Annotated in this window: 19 protein-coding genes; 13 read left to right on the forward strand and 6 right to left on the reverse strand. The window is 72.2% G+C overall.

Going from position 1 to position 18,881, the window contains the following annotated elements; translation table 11 throughout:
* Positions 1 to 17: 17 nt before the first annotated feature.
* The 3 genes from fbaA to ACFYNL_RS18275 all read right to left on the reverse strand — a co-directional run bounded on the left by fbaA (position 18) and on the right by ACFYNL_RS18275 (position 2,559).
* Positions 18 to 1,040 (reverse strand): class II fructose-bisphosphate aldolase, encoded by a 1,023-nt coding sequence (fbaA, locus tag ACFYNL_RS18265; protein ID WP_388804039.1) that lies wholly within the window; start codon positions 1,038 to 1,040, stop codon positions 18 to 20.
* Positions 1,041 to 1,211: 171 nt separating this feature from the next.
* Positions 1,212 to 1,760, reverse strand: coding sequence for an orotate phosphoribosyltransferase (gene pyrE, locus ACFYNL_RS18270; protein WP_388804042.1), 549 nt, complete (start codon positions 1,758 to 1,760; stop codon positions 1,212 to 1,214).
* A 10-nt stretch (positions 1,761 to 1,770) separates the two neighbouring features.
* Positions 1,771 to 2,559 (reverse strand): aldose 1-epimerase, encoded by a 789-nt coding sequence (locus ACFYNL_RS18275; RefSeq protein WP_388804045.1) that lies wholly within the window; start codon positions 2,557 to 2,559, stop codon positions 1,771 to 1,773.
* Between the two features lie 59 nt (positions 2,560 to 2,618).
* Between ACFYNL_RS18275 and ACFYNL_RS18280 the strand changes: the two genes are divergently transcribed.
* From ACFYNL_RS18280 to kynU, 3 genes are all read left to right on the forward strand, one after another.
* Positions 2,619 to 3,032, forward strand: coding sequence for a DUF3151 domain-containing protein (locus tag ACFYNL_RS18280; protein ID WP_388804048.1), 414 nt, complete (start codon positions 2,619 to 2,621; stop codon positions 3,030 to 3,032).
* A 151-nt stretch (positions 3,033 to 3,183) separates the two neighbouring features.
* The gene (locus ACFYNL_RS18285) at positions 3,184 to 4,044 is read left to right on the forward strand and encodes a tryptophan 2,3-dioxygenase family protein (protein ID WP_388804051.1); all 861 of its coding nucleotides are present in this window, start codon (positions 3,184 to 3,186) and stop codon (positions 4,042 to 4,044) included.
* A gap of 73 nt (positions 4,045 to 4,117) precedes the next feature.
* The gene (gene kynU / locus ACFYNL_RS18290) at positions 4,118 to 5,296 is read left to right on the forward strand and encodes a kynureninase (protein WP_388804599.1); all 1,179 of its coding nucleotides are present in this window, start codon (positions 4,118 to 4,120) and stop codon (positions 5,294 to 5,296) included.
* A 112-nt stretch (positions 5,297 to 5,408) separates the two neighbouring features.
* Here kynU and ACFYNL_RS18295 read toward each other — a convergent pair whose 3' ends face one another.
* Entirely contained in the window at positions 5,409 to 6,011 is a 603-nt protein-coding gene (locus tag ACFYNL_RS18295) for a TetR/AcrR family transcriptional regulator (RefSeq protein WP_388804054.1), read from the reverse strand.
* A gap of 199 nt (positions 6,012 to 6,210) precedes the next feature.
* Between ACFYNL_RS18295 and ACFYNL_RS18300 the strand changes: the two genes are divergently transcribed.
* From ACFYNL_RS18300 to ACFYNL_RS18345, 10 genes are all read left to right on the forward strand, one after another.
* A complete protein-coding gene (locus ACFYNL_RS18300) occupies positions 6,211 to 7,149 on the forward strand; it encodes an alpha/beta hydrolase (protein WP_388804057.1) in 939 nt (312 codons plus the stop codon).
* A gap of 198 nt (positions 7,150 to 7,347) precedes the next feature.
* Entirely contained in the window at positions 7,348 to 8,499 is a 1,152-nt protein-coding gene (locus ACFYNL_RS18305) for an alpha/beta hydrolase (RefSeq protein WP_388804060.1), read from the forward strand.
* Complete coding sequence (locus tag ACFYNL_RS18310; protein WP_388804063.1) at positions 8,492 to 9,700, forward strand: acyltransferase; 1,209 nt, start codon at positions 8,492 to 8,494, stop codon at positions 9,698 to 9,700. The genes ACFYNL_RS18305 and ACFYNL_RS18310 overlap by 8 nt, the downstream gene beginning before the upstream one ends.
* Positions 9,693 to 11,102, forward strand: coding sequence for a sensor histidine kinase (locus tag ACFYNL_RS18315; protein WP_388804066.1), 1,410 nt, complete (start codon positions 9,693 to 9,695; stop codon positions 11,100 to 11,102). The genes ACFYNL_RS18310 and ACFYNL_RS18315 overlap by 8 nt, the downstream gene beginning before the upstream one ends.
* Positions 11,099 to 11,773: a response regulator gene (locus ACFYNL_RS18320; RefSeq protein WP_388804069.1), complete on the forward strand. Its 675-nt coding sequence runs from the start codon at positions 11,099 to 11,101 to the stop codon at positions 11,771 to 11,773. The genes ACFYNL_RS18315 and ACFYNL_RS18320 overlap by 4 nt, the downstream gene beginning before the upstream one ends.
* A 184-nt stretch (positions 11,774 to 11,957) precedes the next feature.
* Entirely contained in the window at positions 11,958 to 13,295 is a 1,338-nt protein-coding gene (locus ACFYNL_RS18325; RefSeq protein ID WP_388804072.1) for a sensor histidine kinase, read from the forward strand.
* Complete coding sequence (locus ACFYNL_RS18330; protein ID WP_388804075.1) at positions 13,295 to 13,960, forward strand: response regulator; 666 nt, start codon at positions 13,295 to 13,297, stop codon at positions 13,958 to 13,960. Before ACFYNL_RS18325 ends, ACFYNL_RS18330 begins: the two co-directional genes overlap by 1 nt.
* A 23-nt stretch (positions 13,961 to 13,983) precedes the next feature.
* A complete protein-coding gene (locus ACFYNL_RS18335; RefSeq protein WP_388804078.1) occupies positions 13,984 to 14,418 on the forward strand; it encodes a VOC family protein in 435 nt (144 codons plus the stop codon).
* 41 nt (positions 14,419 to 14,459) lie between these two features.
* The gene (locus ACFYNL_RS18340) at positions 14,460 to 15,680 is read left to right on the forward strand and encodes a cytochrome P450 (RefSeq protein WP_388804081.1); all 1,221 of its coding nucleotides are present in this window, start codon (positions 14,460 to 14,462) and stop codon (positions 15,678 to 15,680) included.
* 87 nt (positions 15,681 to 15,767) lie between these two features.
* The gene (locus ACFYNL_RS18345) at positions 15,768 to 16,361 is read left to right on the forward strand and encodes a Uma2 family endonuclease (protein ID WP_388804602.1); all 594 of its coding nucleotides are present in this window, start codon (positions 15,768 to 15,770) and stop codon (positions 16,359 to 16,361) included.
* A gap of 6 nt (positions 16,362 to 16,367) precedes the next feature.
* Here ACFYNL_RS18345 and ACFYNL_RS18350 read toward each other — a convergent pair whose 3' ends face one another.
* Positions 16,368 to 17,972, reverse strand: a complete 1,605-nt coding sequence (locus ACFYNL_RS18350; RefSeq protein WP_388804084.1) for an ABC transporter permease — start codon at positions 17,970 to 17,972, stop codon at positions 16,368 to 16,370.
* Positions 17,969 to 18,871: an ATP-binding cassette domain-containing protein gene (locus ACFYNL_RS18355; RefSeq protein WP_388804087.1), complete on the reverse strand. Its 903-nt coding sequence runs from the start codon at positions 18,869 to 18,871 to the stop codon at positions 17,969 to 17,971. Before ACFYNL_RS18355 ends, ACFYNL_RS18350 begins: the two co-directional genes overlap by 4 nt.
* Between the last annotated feature and the right edge of the window lie 10 nt (positions 18,872 to 18,881).

An 18,881-nucleotide genomic window follows, 5' to 3' on the forward strand; every position in this document is an offset into this window, starting at 1 on the left:
GGCTGTGGAGCCGTCGGTTACTTGATCTTCGTACCGGCCGAGCGCAGGTTCGAGCAGGCCTCGACGACGCGCGCGGCCATGGACGCCTCGGCGAGCTTGCCCCAGGTGCGCGGGTCGTAGGTCTTCTTGTTGCCGACCTCGCCGTCGACCTTCAGGACGCCGTCGTAGTTCTGGAACATGTGGGCCGCCACCGGACGCGTGAAGGCGTACTGCGTGTCGGTGTCGATGTTCATCTTGACGACGCCGTTGTCCAGCGCGGTCGCGATCTCCTGCTCGGTGGAGCCGGAGCCGCCGTGGAAGACGAAGTCGAACGGGGACGCCTTGCCGAACTTGGCGGCGACGCCCTCGTTGAGCTCCTTCAGCAGCTCCGGACGCAGGACGACGTTGCCCGGCTTGTACACACCGTGCACGTTGCCGAAGGAGGCGGCCAGCAGGTAGCGGCCCTTCTCGCCCAGGCCCAGGGCCTCCGCCGTACGGATGGCGTCGTCGACGGTGGTGTAGAGGGAGTCGTTGATCTCGTGCGTGACACCGTCCTCCTCGCCGCCGGTCGGGGTGATCTCGACCTCAAGGATGATCTTCGCAGCGCGGGCGCGCTCCAGCAGCTCCTGCGCGATGGAGAGGTTGTCGGCGAGGGTCTCGGCCGAGCCGTCCCACATGTGCGACTGGAAGAGCGGGTTCTCGCCGCGGGCGACACGCTCCTCCGACACGGCCAGCAGCGGGCGTACGTACCCGTCGAGCTTGTCCTTCGGGCAGTGGTCCGTGTGCAGGGCGACGGTGACGTCGTACTTCTTGGCGACGATGTGCGCGAACTCGGCCAGGGCGACGGCGCCGGTGACCATGTCCTTGCTGTGCTGACCGCCCAGGAACTCGGCGCCACCCGTGGAGATCTGGATGATGCCGTCGCTCTCCGCCTCCGCGAAACCGCGCAGGGCCGCGTGCAGGGTCTGGGAGGAGGTCACGTTGATGGCCGGGTAGGCGAACTTGCCTGCCTTCGCCCGGTCGAGCATCTCGTTGTAGACCTCGGGGGTTGCGATGGGCATCTGTCCGCTCCTTGAGTGTGCGGGTTGACGTACTGCGTTACTGCGTTTTTCTTACGGCCCTGACCTAGACCTTGGGAGGTGTGACGTCGTCGTCGGCGCCCATCTTTCCAGACGAACCGGGATGCTCCGAGCGCCTGTCACCAGCCGAGACGGATGGCCGCCGGGACCAGGTCAGTCGAGGCCGAGCTCGTCCTTGGAGTAGGCGAACAGGTACGGCACTCCCGCGCCCTCCTGGATCTTCTCGGCGGCGCCGGTGGCCCGGTCGACGATGGTCGCCACGGCGACGACCTCGGCGCCCGCCTCGCGCACGGCCTCGACGGCGGCGAGCGGGGAGCCGCCGGTGGTGGAGGTGTCCTCGACCACCAGCACGCGCCGGCCGGCGATGTCCGGCCCCTCCACCCGGCGCTGCAGCCCGTGCGCCTTGGCGGCCTTGCGGACGACGAAGGCGTCCAGTCGCTTCCCGCGCGCGGCGGCGGCGTGCAGCATGGCGGCGGCGACGGGGTCGGCGCCCATGGTGAGCCCGCCCACCGCGTCGAACTCCAGGTCGGCGGTCAGGTCGAGCAGCACCTGCCCGACCAGCGGGGCGGCCTCCCCGTCCAGGGTGATGCGCCGAAGATCGACGTAGTAGTCGGCTTCCAGACCCGAAGACAGGGTCACCTTGCCGTGCACCACGGCCTTGTCCTTGATCTGCTGCAGCAGCTCGCCGCGTACGTCAGTCATGCCGCCCAGCTTAGAGGCGCCGCCAGCTCCAGACGGTGGTGGCCTCAAGCGGCTCCAGGGGCGTGACCAGGCGGGGCATGCTGTTCAGGCCGTTGGGCGGGCCGGTCTGCGGCTCGACGCACACGGCGGCGTCCTGCTCGTCGTAGATCACGACCCATTCCTCCCGGGCGGCCACCTTCAGCTCCAGCTGCCCCGGCCAGGTGAGGGTGACGTCGACTCCGCCGGGCATGCCGAAGCAGTCGTCCCAGGGGCCGGGCCGTGGGTCGATACGGTTGCCGGTGGGCAGGTGGTCGTCGCCGCGCTCCTCCTGCCAGGCGGGGGTGAAGTCGAGCCGTACGTCCTCTCCGCCGAGGTTGCGGTTGAACCAGGGGTGCCAGCCGATCTGGGCCGGGAAGGACGTCTCGTACGTCTCGACGGACATGGTGAGGGTGAGGCTGTCCCCGGCGAGGCGCACGATCTGGGTGACGCGGCCGGGGTAGGGCCAGGGCTCGACCAGGTCGTACGTGATGACCGCCTCGTCGCCGGTGACCCGGGCGACCTTCCAGGCGCCGTCGCGGGCGGTGCCGTGGATGGCGTGCGGCGGGGCGTTGAGCGGCATCTGCCGCACCACGGCGCCGTCCAGGTACCGGCCGTCCCGGATCCGCCCGCACCAGGGAACCATCGGGAAGCACCCGAACCGCTCGCCCTGCCGCAACAACTCCGTTCCGCCGACGCGCAGCCCCCCGACCCGACCGCCGTTCTGCGGCAGCACGTCCACCTCCGCGTCGCCCGCGGTCAGCGTGATGTGTTCGTTAGGCACGGCACGACCCTACTGGCGTGATCAAGGGGCCCGCTGCCCCATAGGACAGACTGGGAAGCATGGCCATTCACGAAAACCTCCTCGGGGGCCCGCCCCCGACCCACCTCCCCGACGACCCCGAGCCGCGCGAGCTGCTCGCCGGCGGTACCGCCCCGGCCGATGTCGCCGCGAAGTACCCGACGTCCTCGCTGGCCTGGGCCCAGCTGGCCGACGACGCGTTCGAGCGGGGCAGCGTCGTGGAGTCGTACGCCTATGCCCGTACGGGCTACCACCGCGGCCTGGACTCCCTGCGCCGCAACGGCTGGAAGGGCCACGGCCCGGTCCCCTGGGAGCACGAGCCGAACCGCGGCTTCCTGCGCGCGCTGCACGCCCTCGCCCGCGCCGCGGGGGCGATCGGCGAGCAGGAGGAGTACGAGCGCTGCTCGCAGTTCCTGAAGGACTCCTCACCGACGGCGGCCCAGACGCTGGGCTAGCCGGATCGTGACAGCGGCCCGCCCCGGCGGTGTGACCAGGGCGGGCCTTGCGATGTCCGGGGCGATCCCTGAGGATGCCGAGTGGGGACCGGGGCCCCTTTGCCGATAACGGCAGGGCGGACCGCTACCCGGAGTTACACAGGAGACAGCGATGTCCCAGCCGGCTCACCAGGCCAAGGACACGTCCGCGGAGACCCAGGAGCCCGAGACCCCGAATCTCGACTTCGCGGGCACCACGCCGTACGAGGACTACGTCAAGGCAGACGTACTCACCCACCTCCAGCACACCCTCTCCGACGACCCCGGAGAGATGGTCTTCCTGGTCACGACCCAGGTGATGGAGCTGTGGTTCACGGTCATCGTCCATGAGTGGGAGACCGCCGCCCGCGCCCTGCGCGAGGACCGCGTCGGCGTGGCGATCGACGCCCTGAAGCGTTCCGTACGGGAGCTGGAGGCGCTGAACGCCTCCTGGACGCCGCTCGGGCAGCTCACGCCCGCCCAGTTCAACGCCTACCGCAGCGCGCTCGGCGAGGGCTCCGGATTCCAGTCGGCGATGTACCGCCGGATGGAGTTCCTGCTCGGTGAGAAGTCCGCGTCGATGCTGGTCCCGCACCGCGGCGCACCGCGCGTCCACGCGGAACTGGAGAAGGCGCTGCACGAACCGAGCCTGTACGACGAGGTGCTGCGCTTCCTCGCCCGGCGCGGCTGCGCGATCCCCGAGGCCGTCCTCAAGCGCGACGTCGCGCAGCGCTACCAGCCGTCGGAGGCGGTCGAGGCCGCTTGGACCGCGATCTACTCCGGCGACCAGAACGCCGAACTCACGCGCCTGGGAGAGGCGTTGACCGATGTCGCGGAACTGGTGTGGCGCTGGCGCAACGACCATCTGGTCGCCACCCGGCGCGCGATGGGCGCCAAGGCGGGTACCGGCGGTTCGGCCGGGGTGGCCTGGCTGGAGAAGCGGGCGCAGAAGAACGTGTTCCCGGAGCTGTGGACGGCGAGGTCCCATGTCTGAGCTGACCGGACACGACACCGACGGCGCCGCACCCCGCGTCAAGGCCGAACTGGTCACGCGGGCCGAACTGGCCATGAAGGCGGAGAAGTTCGACGCCGCCGACGAACTCGCCGGCAAGCGCGCCGAGTTCGTGCTCGACGAGGTCGTCTACCTCGACGGCAACTCCCTGGGTGCCCTGCCCGCGAACGTGCCGGGCCGGATCGAGGACGTCGTACGGCGGCAGTGGGGCCGGCTGCGCATCCGGTCCTGGGAAGAGAGCGGCTGGTGGACCGCGCCCGAGCGGATCGGCGACCGGATCGCCCCGCTGGTCGGCGCGGCACCCGGCCGGATCGTGGTGGGTGACTCCACGAGTGTCAACGTCTTCAAGGCACTGGTGGGCGCGGTACGGCTGGCAGGGTCCGACCGCGACGAGATCCTCGTCGACGCGACGACGTTCCCCACGGACGGGTACATCGCCGAGTCGGCGGCACGGATGACCGGCCGTACGCTGCGGCCGGTGACGCCCGCAGAGGTGCCGGGCGCGCTCAGCGAGCGTACGGCCGCCGTCCTGCTCAACCACGTCGACTACCGCACCGGCCGGCTGCACGACCTGCCGTCCCTCACCGCAGCCGTGCACGCGGCGGGCGCGGTGGCGGTCTGGGACCTGTGCCACAGCGCGGGCGCGTTGCCGGTGGGTCTGGAGGAGCACGGGGTCGACCTGGCGGTCGGCTGCACGTACAAGTACCTGAACGGCGGCCCGGGTTCACCGGCGTACCTGTATGTGCGCGGTGATCTCCAGGATCGCTTCGACTCGCCGCTGCCCGGCTGGAACTCGCACGCCGACCCCTTCGGCATGCGCGGTGACTTCGAGCCGGCGGCGGGTGCGCTGCGAGGGCGGGTCGGCACGCCGGACATCCTGTCCATGCTCGCCCTGGAGGCCGCGCTGGACGTCTGGGACGGTGTGTCGATCGAGGCGGTACGGGCCAAGTCCCTCGCGTTGACGGACTTCTTCCTGGAGTGCGTCGAGGCGTACGTGGAAGAGGGGCGCGTCGAGTCCGTGACCCCCGCCGCCCACGACCGGCGCGGCAGCCAGGTGGCCCTGCGCTGCGTCGGTGCCGAGGAGGTCATGAAGCGGCTCATCGAACGAGGGGTCGTGGGCGACTTCCGGCATCCCGATGTACTGCGGTTCGGCTTCACACCGCTGTACGTCGGGTTCGCGGACGTGGAGCGGGCGGCGCGGGTGCTCGGGGACGTGCTGCGCCGAGCCTCGTAGGTCCCGGGGCTGGGTGGTGTCTGACAATTCCCGTCGTCCGCCCGGAGGGCGGGCCACGCGGCGAGCGTGCGTGCCAGGCGTCGCGTGGCAGGCAGGAATTGGCAGACACCACCTAGACGGTGTACACCCCCGCCACGGCAGCCGCGTGCGCGGCCCGCGCGGCGCGCTCCGCGGCGGGGGCGTCCGGGATCACGCCCGTCGTCAGCAACTGGTGGTAGAGGGGTGCCGACACCGCACGTACGACCGCCCCGGCGTCGGTCCCGGCGGGCAACTCGCCTCTCGCGACGCCCTGTTCCACGCACGGCGCCCACTCCGCGACCCGCACCTCGTAGAAGCGGCGCAGTGCGGTCGCCGTACGTTCGTCGCAGGTCGCCGCGGCGATGACGGCGCGGAACAGGGCGCCCTGCCGGGGGTCCGCAAGCGTCCGCTGCACCAGCGCGGCGTTGGCCCGCAGGTCCCCCAGCACCGTGCCGGTCTCCTCGCGCGGCAGCGACTGCTCGGCCATGTCGGCGAGCAGGTCGGCCACCAGCCCGGTCACCGAGCCCCACCGCCGGTACACGGTCGTCTTGCCCACCTCCGCGCGCCGGGCGACGTCCGCCAGGTCGAGGCTGTCGAACCCCTGCTCGGCCAGCACGTCTCCGGCCGCCCGCAGTACGGCCGCACGGACACGCGCGGTACGCCCCCCGGGACGCAGGGTGCCGGGCTCGGCGGACATATCAGCCTCCTTGGTGCGCGTACGGTGTGCGCCGCCAGCGTAACGGAACGATGGAACCGTTTAACCCTCACCGAGCGTGACATCCTCGCGTCCGCCCATGTCACCGGCCTGGTACCGTCCCCGCCAACGGCCGAATCCCCACCTGGTCCGCCACCCCCCGCTTCCGTCCAAAACCGTTTCGTCGCTGAGAGGTTGGAGCATGCCGGACGACGTCGCAGCAGCCCGGGCCGCCGCCGAGGAGAAGTCGGCCTTCTCGCACCCGCCCGTCGATCCCGACGCCCTCGCTTCGTACGGTGACCATCCCGACCAGGTGATCGACTTCTACGCCCCGCGCGCCGAGCCGGGTCCGGGCGCCGCGGCCCCGCTGGTCGTCCTCCTGCACGGCGGGGCGTGGCGGGCCCCCTACGACCGCCGGCATGTGACGCCGTTCGCGGAGTTCCTGGCGCGGCGGGGGTTCGCCGTGGCCAACGTGGAGTACCGGCGGGGCGCGGAGGGCTCGGAGGGTGCGGAGAGCGCGCAGGGGTCGGGCGGGAGTGCTTCGGGGCCGGCGGGGTCGGGGGCGGGCGGCGGGCCGGTCGCCGGGCGCTGGCCGGCGACCTTCGACGACGTCGCCGCGGCGCTGGACGCGCTGCCGGCGCTGGTGCGGGAGGCCCTTCCGCAGGCCGATCCGCGACGGACCGTGCTCGTCGGGCACTCCGCGGGCGGACACCTGGCCCTGTGGGGGGCGGCCCGCCACGTCCTTCCCGCGGACGCACCCTGGCGCACCGCCGGCCCGGCGTCCCTGCGCGGTGTGGTCGCCCTCGCCCCGATCGCGGACCTCGCGGTCGCCGACATGCTGGACGTCTGCGGTGGCGCCGCACGCCAACTCCTGGGCGCCGACGTGAAGTTCGCCGAGCGTCGGCCGTACGCCGACCCCGCTCTGCTGCTTCCGACCGGCATCGCGACGACACTCGTGCAGGGCCGCGCGGACATCGTGGTGCCGCAGGCGGTCGCCGAGTCGTACGCGGATGCGGCGGCGAAGGCGGGGGAGGTCGTCGGGCTGACGTTGCTGGAGGACGTCGGGCACTTTCCGCTGATCGACCCGGCGGCCGACGCGTGCGCGGTGGTGGCGGAGGAGATCGGGCAGCTGGCCTGGTGAGGGCGCCGCCCCGCACGAGGGCGCGGGCTCGGGCAGGAAGGCAGGCCGGGCAGCGGTGACGGCAGCCCTTTCATACCCGTAATACCTGAGAGCTACGTCGCAGGTGAGTTCCCTGGCGGGACGCGGACGACGGGTCCGCATCCGTAATTTCCCATCCAGGCAAGCCCGATGGCCGGGCGGACCGGGAGGGAAGCGACCATGGGGCGGACGACGGGGGCCGGCGCGGCGGGCGCGTCGGGCAGGAGGCAGGATCCGGGCAGCAGGCAGGATCCGGGCGGCGGGCAGGATCCGGGCAGCAAGCAGGGGCCGGGCGGCGGGCCGGGCAGGGCGCACGAGCCGGATGACCTGCACAGGGGCCACCGCACCGGCAGATGGCGCCGCGTCCTGCTCGCCTCGCTGATCACCGGAGCCCTTGTCGTCCCGCTGTCCGGTGCCGCACGCCCCGAGATCCCCGCACCGGCCCCGGCCGCCCTCGCACCGGTGACGGCGGTGACGCTGGACGAGGCGTACGCGGCCAACCGGGCCAACGCCGCCGAGGCGGCCCGTATGGCCGCGGCCCACGGCGACCGCGAGCGGGCCGCGGCCGACCGCGCGATGGCCGACCCGTCCCGCCGCTTCCTCTCCTTCGACGGCCGTGGCGCCGGCCTCGCGACGGAGGTCTTCGGCGACCTGGCCGACGCCGACCGCATCGCGGTGCTGGTCCCGGGCTCCGACACCTCGATCGACACCTACGGCCGGTTCCGCACCGCCGCCCGGGCCCTGCACGAGCGGCTCGTCCAGGAGGCCCCGCGGGGCACCCGGGTCGCGGTGGTCGCCTGGCTCGGATACGAGACGCCGGGCACCGTCAGCACCACGGTCACGACGGCGGGCCGCGCCGAGGAGGCGGCGCCGAAGCTGCGGGAGTTCGTACGGCAGCTGCGGGCCCTCCCGGACGGCGGGCCCAAGGGGCGCACCGGCACCCGGCCGCACCCGCCCCGGACATCCCTGCTCTGCCACTCCTACGGCTCGGTGGTCTGCGCCCGTGCCGCCGCCCACCTCGACGTCGACGACATCGCGCTGATCGGCAGCCCCGGTACCGGGTCCGACACCGCCGCGGACCTGCGCACCACGGCGCGCGTCTGGGCGGCTCGGGGCAGCGACGACTGGGTCGCGCAGGTCCCGCACATCCGCATCGACCTGCTCGGCACCACCGTCGGCTTCGGTACCGACCCGATGTCCCCGTCCTTCGGCGCCCGGGTCTTCGCGGCGGGCGAGGGCGGCCACAGCGACTACTTCAGGCCCGGCTCGGCGTCCCTGGCCAACCTGACCCGCATCGTCCTGGGCGAGACCGCGGAGGTGACCCGTGGCTGAGCGTGGCACCTGGCAGGGGATACGCCGGGGCGCCGCCCGCGTCGACGCCGCCACCCCCGCGGAACGCGACCGGGCGGTCGACGCCCTGCGGGCCTTCGCCATCCTCGGCGTCGTGCTCGGCCACTGGCTGGTCACCGCGCTGGTCGCCAAGGGGGCGACCGGCCTGCGCACGGCGAGCCCGCTCCAGCACATGCCCTGGCTGGCCCCGATCTCCTGGGCCTTCCAGACTCTCGCGGTGTTCTTCCTGGTGGGCGGTCATGTGGCGACCCGAGGTCACGCCTCGGCCCGAGCCCGCGGTACGACGTACGGACAGTGGCTGACGTCCCGGCTGTCCCGTCTGTTCAAGCCGGTGGCGGCCGTCCTCACCCTGTGGACGGTGACATCGGGCCTCCTGCTCCTCACGGGCACGGACCTCGCCACCGTCCACACCCTGCTCAAACTCGCCCTGTCCCCCCTGTGGTTCCTCCTGGTCTTCGCGGCGCTCACCGCGGCGACGCCCCTCCTCCTGCGCGTCCACCCCCTCTGGCCCCTGGCCGTCGTCCTCCATGTGGACCTGCTCCGCTTCGGCCTGGGCGCCCCGGCGTGGCTCGGCTGGGTGAACCTGGCGGCCGGCTGGCTGGTGCCGTTCACCCTGGGCGCGGCCTGGACCCGGGGCGAGTTGGAGCGCCGCCGCGCGGGCTGGATCCTGCTGGTCGGGGGCGCCGCGGTGACGGCGGCGCTGGTGGCCGCCGGGGGATACCCGGCGTCGATGGTCGGCGTCCCCGGCGCCGGTGTCTCCAACCTCAACCCGCCGACACTGGCCGCCGTGACCTTCGGTCTGACCCAGTGCGGACTGGCGCTGCTCCTGCGCGGGCCACTGCGCCGTGCGATGCGCAGGCCCCTGCTGTGGGCGGCGGTGGCGCTGCTCAACCTCTCCGCGATGACGATCTTCCTCTGGCACCAGACGGCCCTGATGGCCACCACGGCTGCCGCCCTGACGGCAGGTCACCTCCCGGGGCTGCACACCCTGCCCGACAACGTCGGCTGGGTGGCGGCCCGCCTGGCCTGGCTACCGCTGTTCGCCGCCGCGCTGGCCCTGTGCTGGACGGCGTTCCGCCCCTACGAACAGGGCCCTCGCCGTCCCGTGAACCGTAAGTCCCGGGTGATCCGCTCCCAACCCACGCCACGGAACCGGGAAAAGAAGGCACCGCACCATGCCTAGGGTTGACCACGTGAACGAAGAGGAGGGGTCCCGCACGTCCGACGGCGCCCGGCCCCCGCAGAGGCCACTCCCACCCGCTCCCACGGTCGGACGCCGCCTGGCCCAGCACCTGCGCAAGCCCTTCGGCACGCCCTGGCGCCGCTGGCTGACCATCCTCATCGCCTTCTGGATCGCCCTCGGCGTCTCCCTGGCCGGCGGCAACGAACTGAGCGTCAGCTACCGCCTGACCACCGCCCAGGGCCTGCTCGCCGGCTTCGCTCAGGGCCTCACCCTGGTCCTCGCCCTGTGGCGCCCGGGGCGGGCCTGGGCCCTGAGCCTCGCGGCGACGATCGTCACCGCCCTGGTGGCCCGCCCCCGCCTGCCGGAGGTCGTACCGCCCGACCCCAACTGGCCCTGGAGCACCCCCGCGGTCATCGCCCATGCCGCCGTCTTCCTGCTCCTCGCCCTCCGCGTCCCCACCCGCAACGCCGTCGCGGCCCTCGCGGTGTCGGGCCTGGCGACCTTCGTCCTCCAGGGCGTCATCGGTGCCCGGCACTACTCCGCCACCGGCACCGTCGCGGTCGTCGTGTTCGCCGTGGCCGTGCTGGTGGGCACGGCCCTGCGCGGCCGCAAGGAGGCCCGCACCCAACTCGTCGCACAGGAGACCCTCACCGCGGCGGAACGGGCGCACCGCACCCTCCTGGAGGAGCGCAGCCGTATCGCCCGCGAACTGCACGACGTCGTCGCCCACCACATGTCCGTCATCTCGATCCAGGCCCAGGTGGCTCCCCACCTCGTGGAGAACCCGTCCCACGAGCTGAAGGAGAACCTGGAGGGCATCCGCCAGAACGCCCTGGACGCCCTGACCGAACTGCGCCGCGTCCTCGGCGTCCTGCGCTCGGAACACCCCGACGCCCCGGACCCCAACGACGCGACCGGCACCGCCTCCGCCCCGCACGCTCCCCAACCCACCCTCGACCGGTTGGAGGCGCTCGTGGAGAACATCCGCGCCGCCGGCCTGACCGTGACCGTCGAGATCACCGGGCGGCGCCGCCCGCTCCAGCCCGGCGTGGAACTCTCGGCGTACCGGATCGTGCAGGAGGCGCTGAGCAACATCCTGCGGCACGCTCCCGGCGCCGTCGCCCGCGTCGCCGTCCGCTACGAGTACGACGGGCTGACCATGCGCATCACCAACTCACGGCCGGAGCTCCCCGCCCCACCCTCGCAGGGCGCGGGCCACGGGCTGCTGGGCATGCGGGAGCGGGCCGCGATGCTCGGCGGCGCCCTGTCGGCGTACCCGTCGAAGGACGGCGGTTATGTGGTGAGCGCGTACCTTCCCGCGGCCCAGCGCATCGAGGGCCTCGGCTACGTCCCCGACAATCCCAGTCACGCCAACTACCCGATCGAGGACGGCACCGCATGACGAGCAGCCCCATCCGCGTACTGATCGCCGACGACCAGCAGATGGTCCGGCAGGGATTCACCGTGCTGCTCAACACCAAGCCCGACATCGAGGTCATCGGCCAGGCGGTCGACGGACTCGACGCGGTCGCGAAGGTCGCCGAACTCGCCCCCGACGTCGTCCTGATGGACATCCGCATGCCCGAACTCGGCGGCATCGAGGCCACCCGGCGCATCACCGCCGACACACCGCACATCAAGGTCCTGGTGCTGACCACCTTCGATCTCGACGAGTACGTGTACGAGGCACTGCGCGCGGGAGCCTCGGGCTTCCTGCTGAAGGACGCCTCCGCCGACCAACTCGCCGAGGCGGTACGGGTGGTCGCCGCGGGCGACGCCCTGCTCGCGCCCGGCATCACCCGGCGGCTGATCTCCGAGTTCTCCCGCCTGGACAATCGGCCCCGCGCTCCGCTCAAGGAACGTGTCGGGGACCTGACCGAGCGCGAGACGGAGGTCCTCGCCCTGATCGCCCAGGGCCTGTCGAACGCGGAGATCGCCGAGCGCCTGGTCGTGGCCGAGCAGACCGTGAAGACCCATGTGGGCCGGATCCTGGTGAAACTGGGGCTGCGGGACCGGACGCAGGCGGCGGTGTTCGCGTACGAGTCGGGACTGGTGCGGCCCTCCGGTTACTGAGCGGACCGGGACTGCGGGACCCGGCGCCCCGGCCACCCGGCGCCGCGGCCACCTGGCGTCCCGGCGCCTCGACGCCCCGGCACCCGACGACCTGCGGTGATACCCGTAGTACCTGAGAGGGACCCGAAGGAATCCCTCTCACTGGGGACGACCGCGGCAGCACTGTGCGCCTACCGTTCTGTACGTGACCGAGACGACCCAGATGCCGACCCCGCCGAAGGGCGACGGCGCCAAGCCACGCAGCCCGGAGTTCCGGCTGGCTGCGGATGCCCTGCACGGGCTGCGGCAGGACCTGTTCCATGACGCGTTCGCCTACCGCCCGCTGTCCCGCCTGCCCGTGGACGGCCCGCTGACCCGGCGACTGCCCGGCCGCCTGAGGGAGTACGCGGCCTGGCGGGCGCACGCCCTGGTCACCGCGGCCGCACTGCTCACGCTGGCCATCGGCAGTGTCGACGGCGGCGGGCCGTCCCTGCTGATCGGTCCGCTCTGCGCCCTCCCCGTCCTGCTGACCATGGCGCGCCCCGTCGGGGCCTTCTGGCTGTCCATGGCCGCCACCCCGGTCGTCTCGGTGCTCGGCGGAAGCCTGGGCGACTGGCCGTGGGCTCCCGGTGCCTTCGCCTGCCATCTGGCGGTGCTGACCGTCGTGGCCGTGCGCACCCGGCCGCGTACGGCGGCATGGATGTGGGCGCTGACGGCGGCGTACGGCCTCCTGGCGGAGGCCGGATTCGGCCCCGGCTACTACTACGGCACGAACACCGGACCCATGCTCGTCGTATCGGCGATGATCCTGCTCTGCGTCGCCGTCCGGCACATTCGCCGCGAGGCCAGGCAGGAGGTCACCGCCCAGCAGACGGAGACCGCGCAGGAGCGCTCCCGGCGCACCCTGCTGGAGGAGCGCACCACGATCGCCCGCGAGCTGCACGACGTCGTGGCCCACCACATGTCGGTCGTCGCCATCCAGGCGGAGGCCGCCCCCTACCGGGTGGAGAACCCGCCGCCGGAGCTGGAGCGGGCCTTCGCCACCATCCGGGAGAACGCGGTGGCGGCCCTCACCGAGCTGCGCCGCGTTCTGGGCGTCGTGCGCGCCGAGGACTACGAGGCCCCGGACGCCCCGCAGCCCACGCTGGGCGACCTGGACGCCCTGCTGGCGAACGTGCGGGACGCGGGACTGACCGTGGAGAAGGCGGTGACCGGCGGGGTGCGCGAGCTGCCGCCCGGGGTGGAGCTGTCGGCGTACCGGATCGTCCAGGAGGCCCTGAGCAACAGCCTGAGACACGCGCCGGGTGCGAGCGCCCGCGTCGAGATCGGGTACGTCCTCGGCGGCCTGGGCCTGCGCATAGTCAACGGCCCGCCGCCCGCGCCGGCCCTCCTCAAGCCCTCGCCGGGCGCGGGGCACGGCATCACCGGGATGCGGGAGCGGGTCACCATGCTGAACGGGGAGATGACGGCGGGCCGTACCGAGGACGGCGGCTATGAGGTGACGGTGTTCCTGCCGGTCGCCGTGACGGCAGAGGACGGCTGATGAACATTCGGGTGCTCATCGCGGACGACCAGATGATGGTGCGCGAAGGCTTCTCGGTCCTGCTGAACGCGATGCCGGACATCGAGGTCGTCGGCGAGGCCGTGAACGGCCGCGAGGCGGTGGAGCGGGTACGGGAACTCAACCCCGACGTGGTGCTGATGGACATCCGCATGCCGGAGCTGAACGGCATCGAGGCCACCCGGGAGATCGTCGCGGCCGACGGCGCGGCGAAGGTGCTGGTGCTGACCACCTTCGATCTCGACGAGTACGTGTACCAGGCGCTGCGTGCGGGAGCCTCCGGCTTCCTGCTGAAGGACGCCTCGGCCCGCCGGCTGGCCGACGGGGTGCGGGTGGTGGCGGCCGGGGAGGCGCTGCTCGCGCCTTCGGTGACGAAGCGGCTGATCACGGAATTCTCGAAGCTGTCCGACGCCCCGCGCGCGATGTCCTCCGCGCACGCGGCCTACGGGGACCTGACCGAGCGGGAGACGGAGGTGCTGGTGCTGATCGCCCAGGGCCTGTCGAACGCGGAGATCGCCGAGCGGCTGGTGGTGGCCGAGTCGACGATCAAGACCCACGTCAGCCGGATCCTGGTGAAGCTGGGCCTGCGCGACCGTACGCAGGCGGCGGTGTTCGCCTACGAGGCGCGCTTGGTCACTCCGGGCTGAGCCGCCGGGGCTACGGTGAGGGCATGGAACAGCGCATCACTCTGATCACGCTGGGAGTCTCCGATCTCGCCCGTTCCAAGGCTTTCTACGAGGCCCTGGGCTGGCGCGGGCAGGAGGTCGAGGAGACCGTGTTCTTCCAGGCGGGCGGCCTGGGACTGGTCCTGTGGGGGCGGGAGAAGCTGGCGCGGGACTGCGGTGTGGAGCCAGGACCGGCGGGTGGGTTCGGCGGGATCGCCCTCGCGCACAACGTCCGCTCGCAAGGGGAGGTCGACGCGCTGCTCGCGGCGGTGCAGCGGGCCGGCGGCACCGTGACCAAGCCGGCGGCCGTCAACGCGATCGGGTTCTACTCCGGCGCCTTCGTCGATCCCGACGGGCACGCCTGGGAGGTCGCGTACAACCCCGGGTTCCCGCTCGCCGAGGACGGCTCGGTCACGCTTCCCGACTTCAGCACCCTCTAGACCCCTGGTCACAGAGGGGGACGGCGGACTAACGTCCGTGCATGGCAGCTCGATCCGACCTCGCTTTCGACCCGTGGGACCCGGCGTTCCTGGCCGACCCGTACCCCGCCTACGCCGAACTGCGTGCCCGGGGCCGGGTGCACCGCTTCGAGCCCACGAACCAGTGGCTGGTGCCGCACCACGCGGACGTCTCGGCGCTGCTGCGGGACCGGCGCCTGGGCCGGACGTACCAGCACCGTTTCACCCACGAGGAGTTCGGGCGGACGGCGCCGCCGCCGGAGCACGAGCCGTTCCACGTCCTCAACGACCACGGGATGCTCGACCTGGAGCCGCCGGACCACACCAGGATCCGGCGGCTGGTGTCGAAGGCGTTCACGCCGCGCACGGTGGAGCGACTGAAGCCGTATGTGCGGGGGCTGGCCGGGGATCTGGTGTCGGCGCTGGTCGAGAAGGGCGGCGGCGATCTGCTGGCGGACGTGGCGGAGCCGTTGCCGGTCGCGGTGATCGCCGAGATGCTGGGCATCCCCGAGTCGGACCGGGCGCAGCTGCGGCCGTGGTCGGCGGACATCTGCGGGATGTACGAGCTGAACCCGTCCGAGGAGACGGCGGCGCGGGCGGTGCGTGCGTCGGTCGAGTTCTCGGACTACCTCACGGAGCTGATCGCGGCCCGCCGCAAGGAGCCGGGGGACGACCTGATGTCCGGCCTGATCGAGGCCCACGACGAGGGCGACCGGCTCACCGAGCAGGAGATGATCTCCACGGCGGTCCTCCTCCTCAACGCCGGCCACGAGGCCACGGTGAACGCCACGGTCAACGGCTGGTGGGCGCTGTTCCGCAACCCCGACCAGCTCGCCGCCCTGCGCGCCGACCACTCCCTGATCCCGTCCGCGATCGAGGAGCTGATGCGCTACGACACCCCGCTGCAGCTGTTCGAGCGCTGGGTGCTGGACGAGATCGAGATCGACGGGACGGTGATCCCGCGGGGCTCGGAGATCGCGATGCTGTTCGGCTCCGCGAACCACGATCCGGAGGTCTTCGCCGACCCCGACCGCCTCGACCTCACCCGCAAGGAGAACCCGCACATCTCCTTCAGCGCGGGCATCCACTACTGCATCGGGGCTCCGCTGGCCCGCATCGAGCTGGCGGCGTCGATGGCGGCGCTGCTGGAGCGGGCACCGACCCTGCGGCCGGCGGCGGAGCCGGAGCGGAAGCCGAACTTTGTGATCCGGGGGCTGGAGGGGCTGAGCGTCGAGGTGGGGTGATCACTCGTCCGGCTGATCGCCGAGCGAACCCCGTTCGTGGTCGTCGCTGCCTCGTCAAGCTGGTGCCTGCCTGCGAAGGGAGGCACCATGACGGTTATGGCAGAGCGTGCGTCGTCTCAGTTGTCGGTGGACATGTTCGAGCGGATCGCTGATTTCGCCGAGCGGGAGGACGAGACCGTCAGGTTCGAGTTCATCGACGGACGGATCGGGCTCAGGAAATCGACAAACGGCAACCACGGCGCGATCACCATGTGGCTGATCCGTCAGTGCATGCGTGCTCGGCCAGAGCTGGACCTCAATCCTCTTCAGGGGCTCAAGGTCGAGGCATACCGCAAGGGCCGTGCCCGGCCCGACGGCGTGCTCGCCCCTGTCGATCACTTCGTGGGCCAGGGGGATTGGGCCGACCCCCGGGGCGTGCTGATGGCAGTCGAGATCACGTCCTACGACTCTGACACCCATCGGCGCGACCGGGTCGAGAAGCCTCGGGCGTACGCCGAGGCGGGTATCCCGGTCTATCTGCTGATCGACCGGGACAACCTGTCCATCCTCGTACACAGTGATCCGGACCTGGAGGACGGTTACCGCGACATCCACGTGGTCAGGCTCGGCGGCAAGGTCGCTCTCCCTGACCCCGTCGGAATCGAACTCGACACCGAGGAGCTCAAGCAGTACGTCGACTGAGACCGCTCACGTGGTCACGTCCCGCCGCCGCAACCCCGCCAGCCCCGCGGCGACCAGCACCACCGCCAGCCCCAGCAGGACCAGCACCGGCCGCCACTGCATCTCCCCGCCCGGCAGCTTCGGCAGGTGCCCGAACGGCGACAGATCCAGCACCGCCTGCGGCACATCGAGGGCAGGCCCCACCCACCCGAGCAGCAGCACCGCCCCGGCGACACCCCACGCCGCCATGGCCGCCCGCGGCAGCACCCCGTACAGCAGGACCGCCAGCCCGCCGACGACCCACACCGCCGGGAGCTGCACCAGGCAGGCCCCCAGGATCGGGCCGACCTGCTTGCCGTGACCGGCCGCGAAGCCGAGCCCCGCGAGCAGCATGATCAGCGCCGAGCCGGTGAAGGCGATCACCAGGTGCCCGGCGGCCCAGCGCAGTCGGCCCACGGCGTTCGCGAGGACGGGTTCGGCCCGCATCGAGGTCTCCTCGCCGTGCAGCCGCAGCACCGACGCCACGACGAACAGCGCCGCGACCAGGCCGAGCATGCCGATCATCGATGCCAGGAACGCATCCGTCAGCCCCGCCTGCCCACCCATGCGCGCGAAGATCTCACGCGCCTTCTCGTTGCCGCCGACGATGTCGGCCACGCCGTCGGTCAGCCCGCCGTAGACGACCCCGGCGAGGAAGAACCCGATGCTCCAGCCGAGCACGCCGCCGCGCTGCAACCGCCAGGCCAGGGCGCCCGCCGTGCCGAGGCGGCCCTCGGCGGGGCCCGGCCGGGCGGGCAGGAAGCTCATGCCCACGTCGCGGCGTCCGGCGAGCGCGTACGCGGCCGCGCCCTGCGCCGAGGCCGCCGCCGCGAACAGCAGCAGCACCCACCAGCGTTCGCCCGCGAAGGGCCGCAGGTTCTCCAGCCAGCCCAGCGGTGACACCCACGTCAGCACCGAGGAGCCGTCGTCCGACGCCGAGTCGCCCGCCGCGCGCAGGACGAAAGCGGCGCCCAGCAGACCTGCCGTCAGCCCCCGCGCCAGTCGCGCGCTCTGGGTGAACTGGGCGACGATCGCCGCCAGCGTCGCGAAGACCATGCCGACCCCGGCGAGCCCGAGCCCGAAGGCCAGCGCACCAAAAGCGCCCCGACCGGCGAGTCCGGCCGCCACCAGCAGGGCGAGCACGGCATTGGCGACGCCCGCCGTCAGCAGCGCGGCCGTCAGGGAGGCCCGGCGCCCCACCATCCCGGAGGCCACCAGCTCCTGACGGCCGCTCTCCTCCTCGTCCCGGGTGTGCCGTACGACGAGGAGCAGGCTCGTCACGGCCGCGAGCGCGCCCGCGTACACACCGACCCGCCAGGCGGTCAGGGCGCCGATCGAGTCGCCGAGAACGGGGCCGATCAGCGCGCGGAATGAGGCGTTGGCGGCGGTGTCCCGCACCAGGTCGGCGCGCTCGGCCGGGGTGGCGTACAGGTTCTCCAGCGTGTTCGGCATGGAGAGGATCATCAGCGCGTTCACGGCGACCCAGACCGGGATCATCACCCGGTCGCGGCGCAGCGCGAACCGCAACAGCGTTCCCGTGCCGGCGAGTTGGCGCGAGCCTGACGGCCGTACCCCGGAGGCGGTGGCGGTCATCGGGCCACCTCGCTCGCGTCGTTCTGGTAGTGCCGCAGGAACAGCTCCTCCAGGGTCGGCGGCGTCGACGTCAGCGATCGCACGCCGGACTCGCTGAGCGACCGCAGAACGGCGTCGAGTTTGTCGGTGTCGACCTGGAGGCGGACGCGGTGACCCTGGACGTCGAGGCCGTGGACGCCGGGCAGGCGCGACAACCCGTTGGGCGGGCCCGCCAGTTCGGCCGTCACGCTGGTCCGGGTCAGATGGCGCAGGTCGGCGAGCGAACCGCTCTCGACCGTACGGCCCTTGCGGATGATGCTGACCCGGTCGCACAGTTCCTCGACCTCGCTGAGGATGTGGGAGGACAGCAGGACCGTACGGCCGCGCTCGCGCTCCTGCACCACGCAGTGCTGGAAGACCTCCTCCATCAGCGGGTCCAGGCCCGAGGTCGGCTCGTCGAGGATCAGCAGGTCCACGTCGGAGGCGAACGCGGCGACGAGGGCGACCTTCTGCCGGTTGCCCTTGGAGTAGGTGCGGCCCTTCTTCGTCGGGTCCAGCTCGAACCGCTCGATCAGTTCGGCCCGGCGCCTCTTGTCGAGGCCGCCGCGCAGCCGGCCGTACAGGTCGATGACCTCTCCGCCGGAGAGGTTGCGCCACAGGGTGACGTCGCCGGGGACGTAGGCGATCCGGCGGTGCACCTCCACCGCGTCGGCCCAGGGGTCGCGGCCGAGCACCTGGGCGCTGCCGGAGTCTGCGCGCAGCAGGCCGAGCAGGACGCGGATGGCGGTGGACTTGCCTGCGCCGTTGGGGCCGAGGAAGCCGTGGACCTCGCCGGCCTCGACGTCCAGATCGAGCCCGTCGAGGGCATGGGTCCTGCCGAACGACTTGTGCAGCCCGCAGACCGTGAGTGCCTTCGTCATGCTTCGAAAC

This window comes from Streptomyces sp. NPDC007808 (assembly GCF_042868655.1).
In the GTDB taxonomy this organism is placed as follows: Bacteria; Actinomycetota; Actinomycetes; order Streptomycetales; family Streptomycetaceae; genus Streptomyces.

Bases quoted from the DNA above. Each gene is read 5' to 3' on its own strand.
- ACFYNL_RS18330 (WP_388804075.1), top strand. From the start codon at position 13,295: ATGAACATTCGGGTGCTCATCGCGGACGACCAGATGATGGTGCGCGAA.
- pyrE (WP_388804042.1), bottom strand. From the start codon at position 1,760: ATGACTGACGTACGCGGCGAGCTGCTGCAGCAGATCAAGGACAAGGCC.
- ACFYNL_RS18305 (WP_388804060.1), top strand. From the start codon at position 7,348: ATGGGGCGGACGACGGGGGCCGGCGCGGCGGGCGCGTCGGGCAGGAGG.
- ACFYNL_RS18345 (WP_388804602.1), top strand. From the start codon at position 15,768: ATGACGGTTATGGCAGAGCGTGCGTCGTCTCAGTTGTCGGTGGACATG.
- ACFYNL_RS18350 (WP_388804084.1), bottom strand. From the start codon at position 17,972: ATGACCGCCACCGCCTCCGGGGTACGGCCGTCAGGCTCGCGCCAACTC.
- ACFYNL_RS18315 (WP_388804066.1), top strand. From the start codon at position 9,693: ATGCCTAGGGTTGACCACGTGAACGAAGAGGAGGGGTCCCGCACGTCC.
- ACFYNL_RS18280 (WP_388804048.1), top strand. From the start codon at position 2,619: ATGGCCATTCACGAAAACCTCCTCGGGGGCCCGCCCCCGACCCACCTC.
- fbaA (WP_388804039.1), bottom strand. From the start codon at position 1,040: ATGCCCATCGCAACCCCCGAGGTCTACAACGAGATGCTCGACCGGGCG.
- ACFYNL_RS18355 (WP_388804087.1), bottom strand. From the start codon at position 18,871: ATGACGAAGGCACTCACGGTCTGCGGGCTGCACAAGTCGTTCGGCAGG.
- ACFYNL_RS18320 (WP_388804069.1), top strand. From the start codon at position 11,099: ATGACGAGCAGCCCCATCCGCGTACTGATCGCCGACGACCAGCAGATG.
- ACFYNL_RS18285 (WP_388804051.1), top strand. From the start codon at position 3,184: ATGTCCCAGCCGGCTCACCAGGCCAAGGACACGTCCGCGGAGACCCAG.
- ACFYNL_RS18335 (WP_388804078.1), top strand. From the start codon at position 13,984: ATGGAACAGCGCATCACTCTGATCACGCTGGGAGTCTCCGATCTCGCC.
- ACFYNL_RS18295 (WP_388804054.1), bottom strand. From the start codon at position 6,011: ATGTCCGCCGAGCCCGGCACCCTGCGTCCCGGGGGGCGTACCGCGCGT.
- ACFYNL_RS18340 (WP_388804081.1), top strand. From the start codon at position 14,460: ATGGCAGCTCGATCCGACCTCGCTTTCGACCCGTGGGACCCGGCGTTC.
- ACFYNL_RS18300 (WP_388804057.1), top strand. From the start codon at position 6,211: ATGCCGGACGACGTCGCAGCAGCCCGGGCCGCCGCCGAGGAGAAGTCG.
- kynU (WP_388804599.1), top strand. From the start codon at position 4,118: ATGAAGGCGGAGAAGTTCGACGCCGCCGACGAACTCGCCGGCAAGCGC.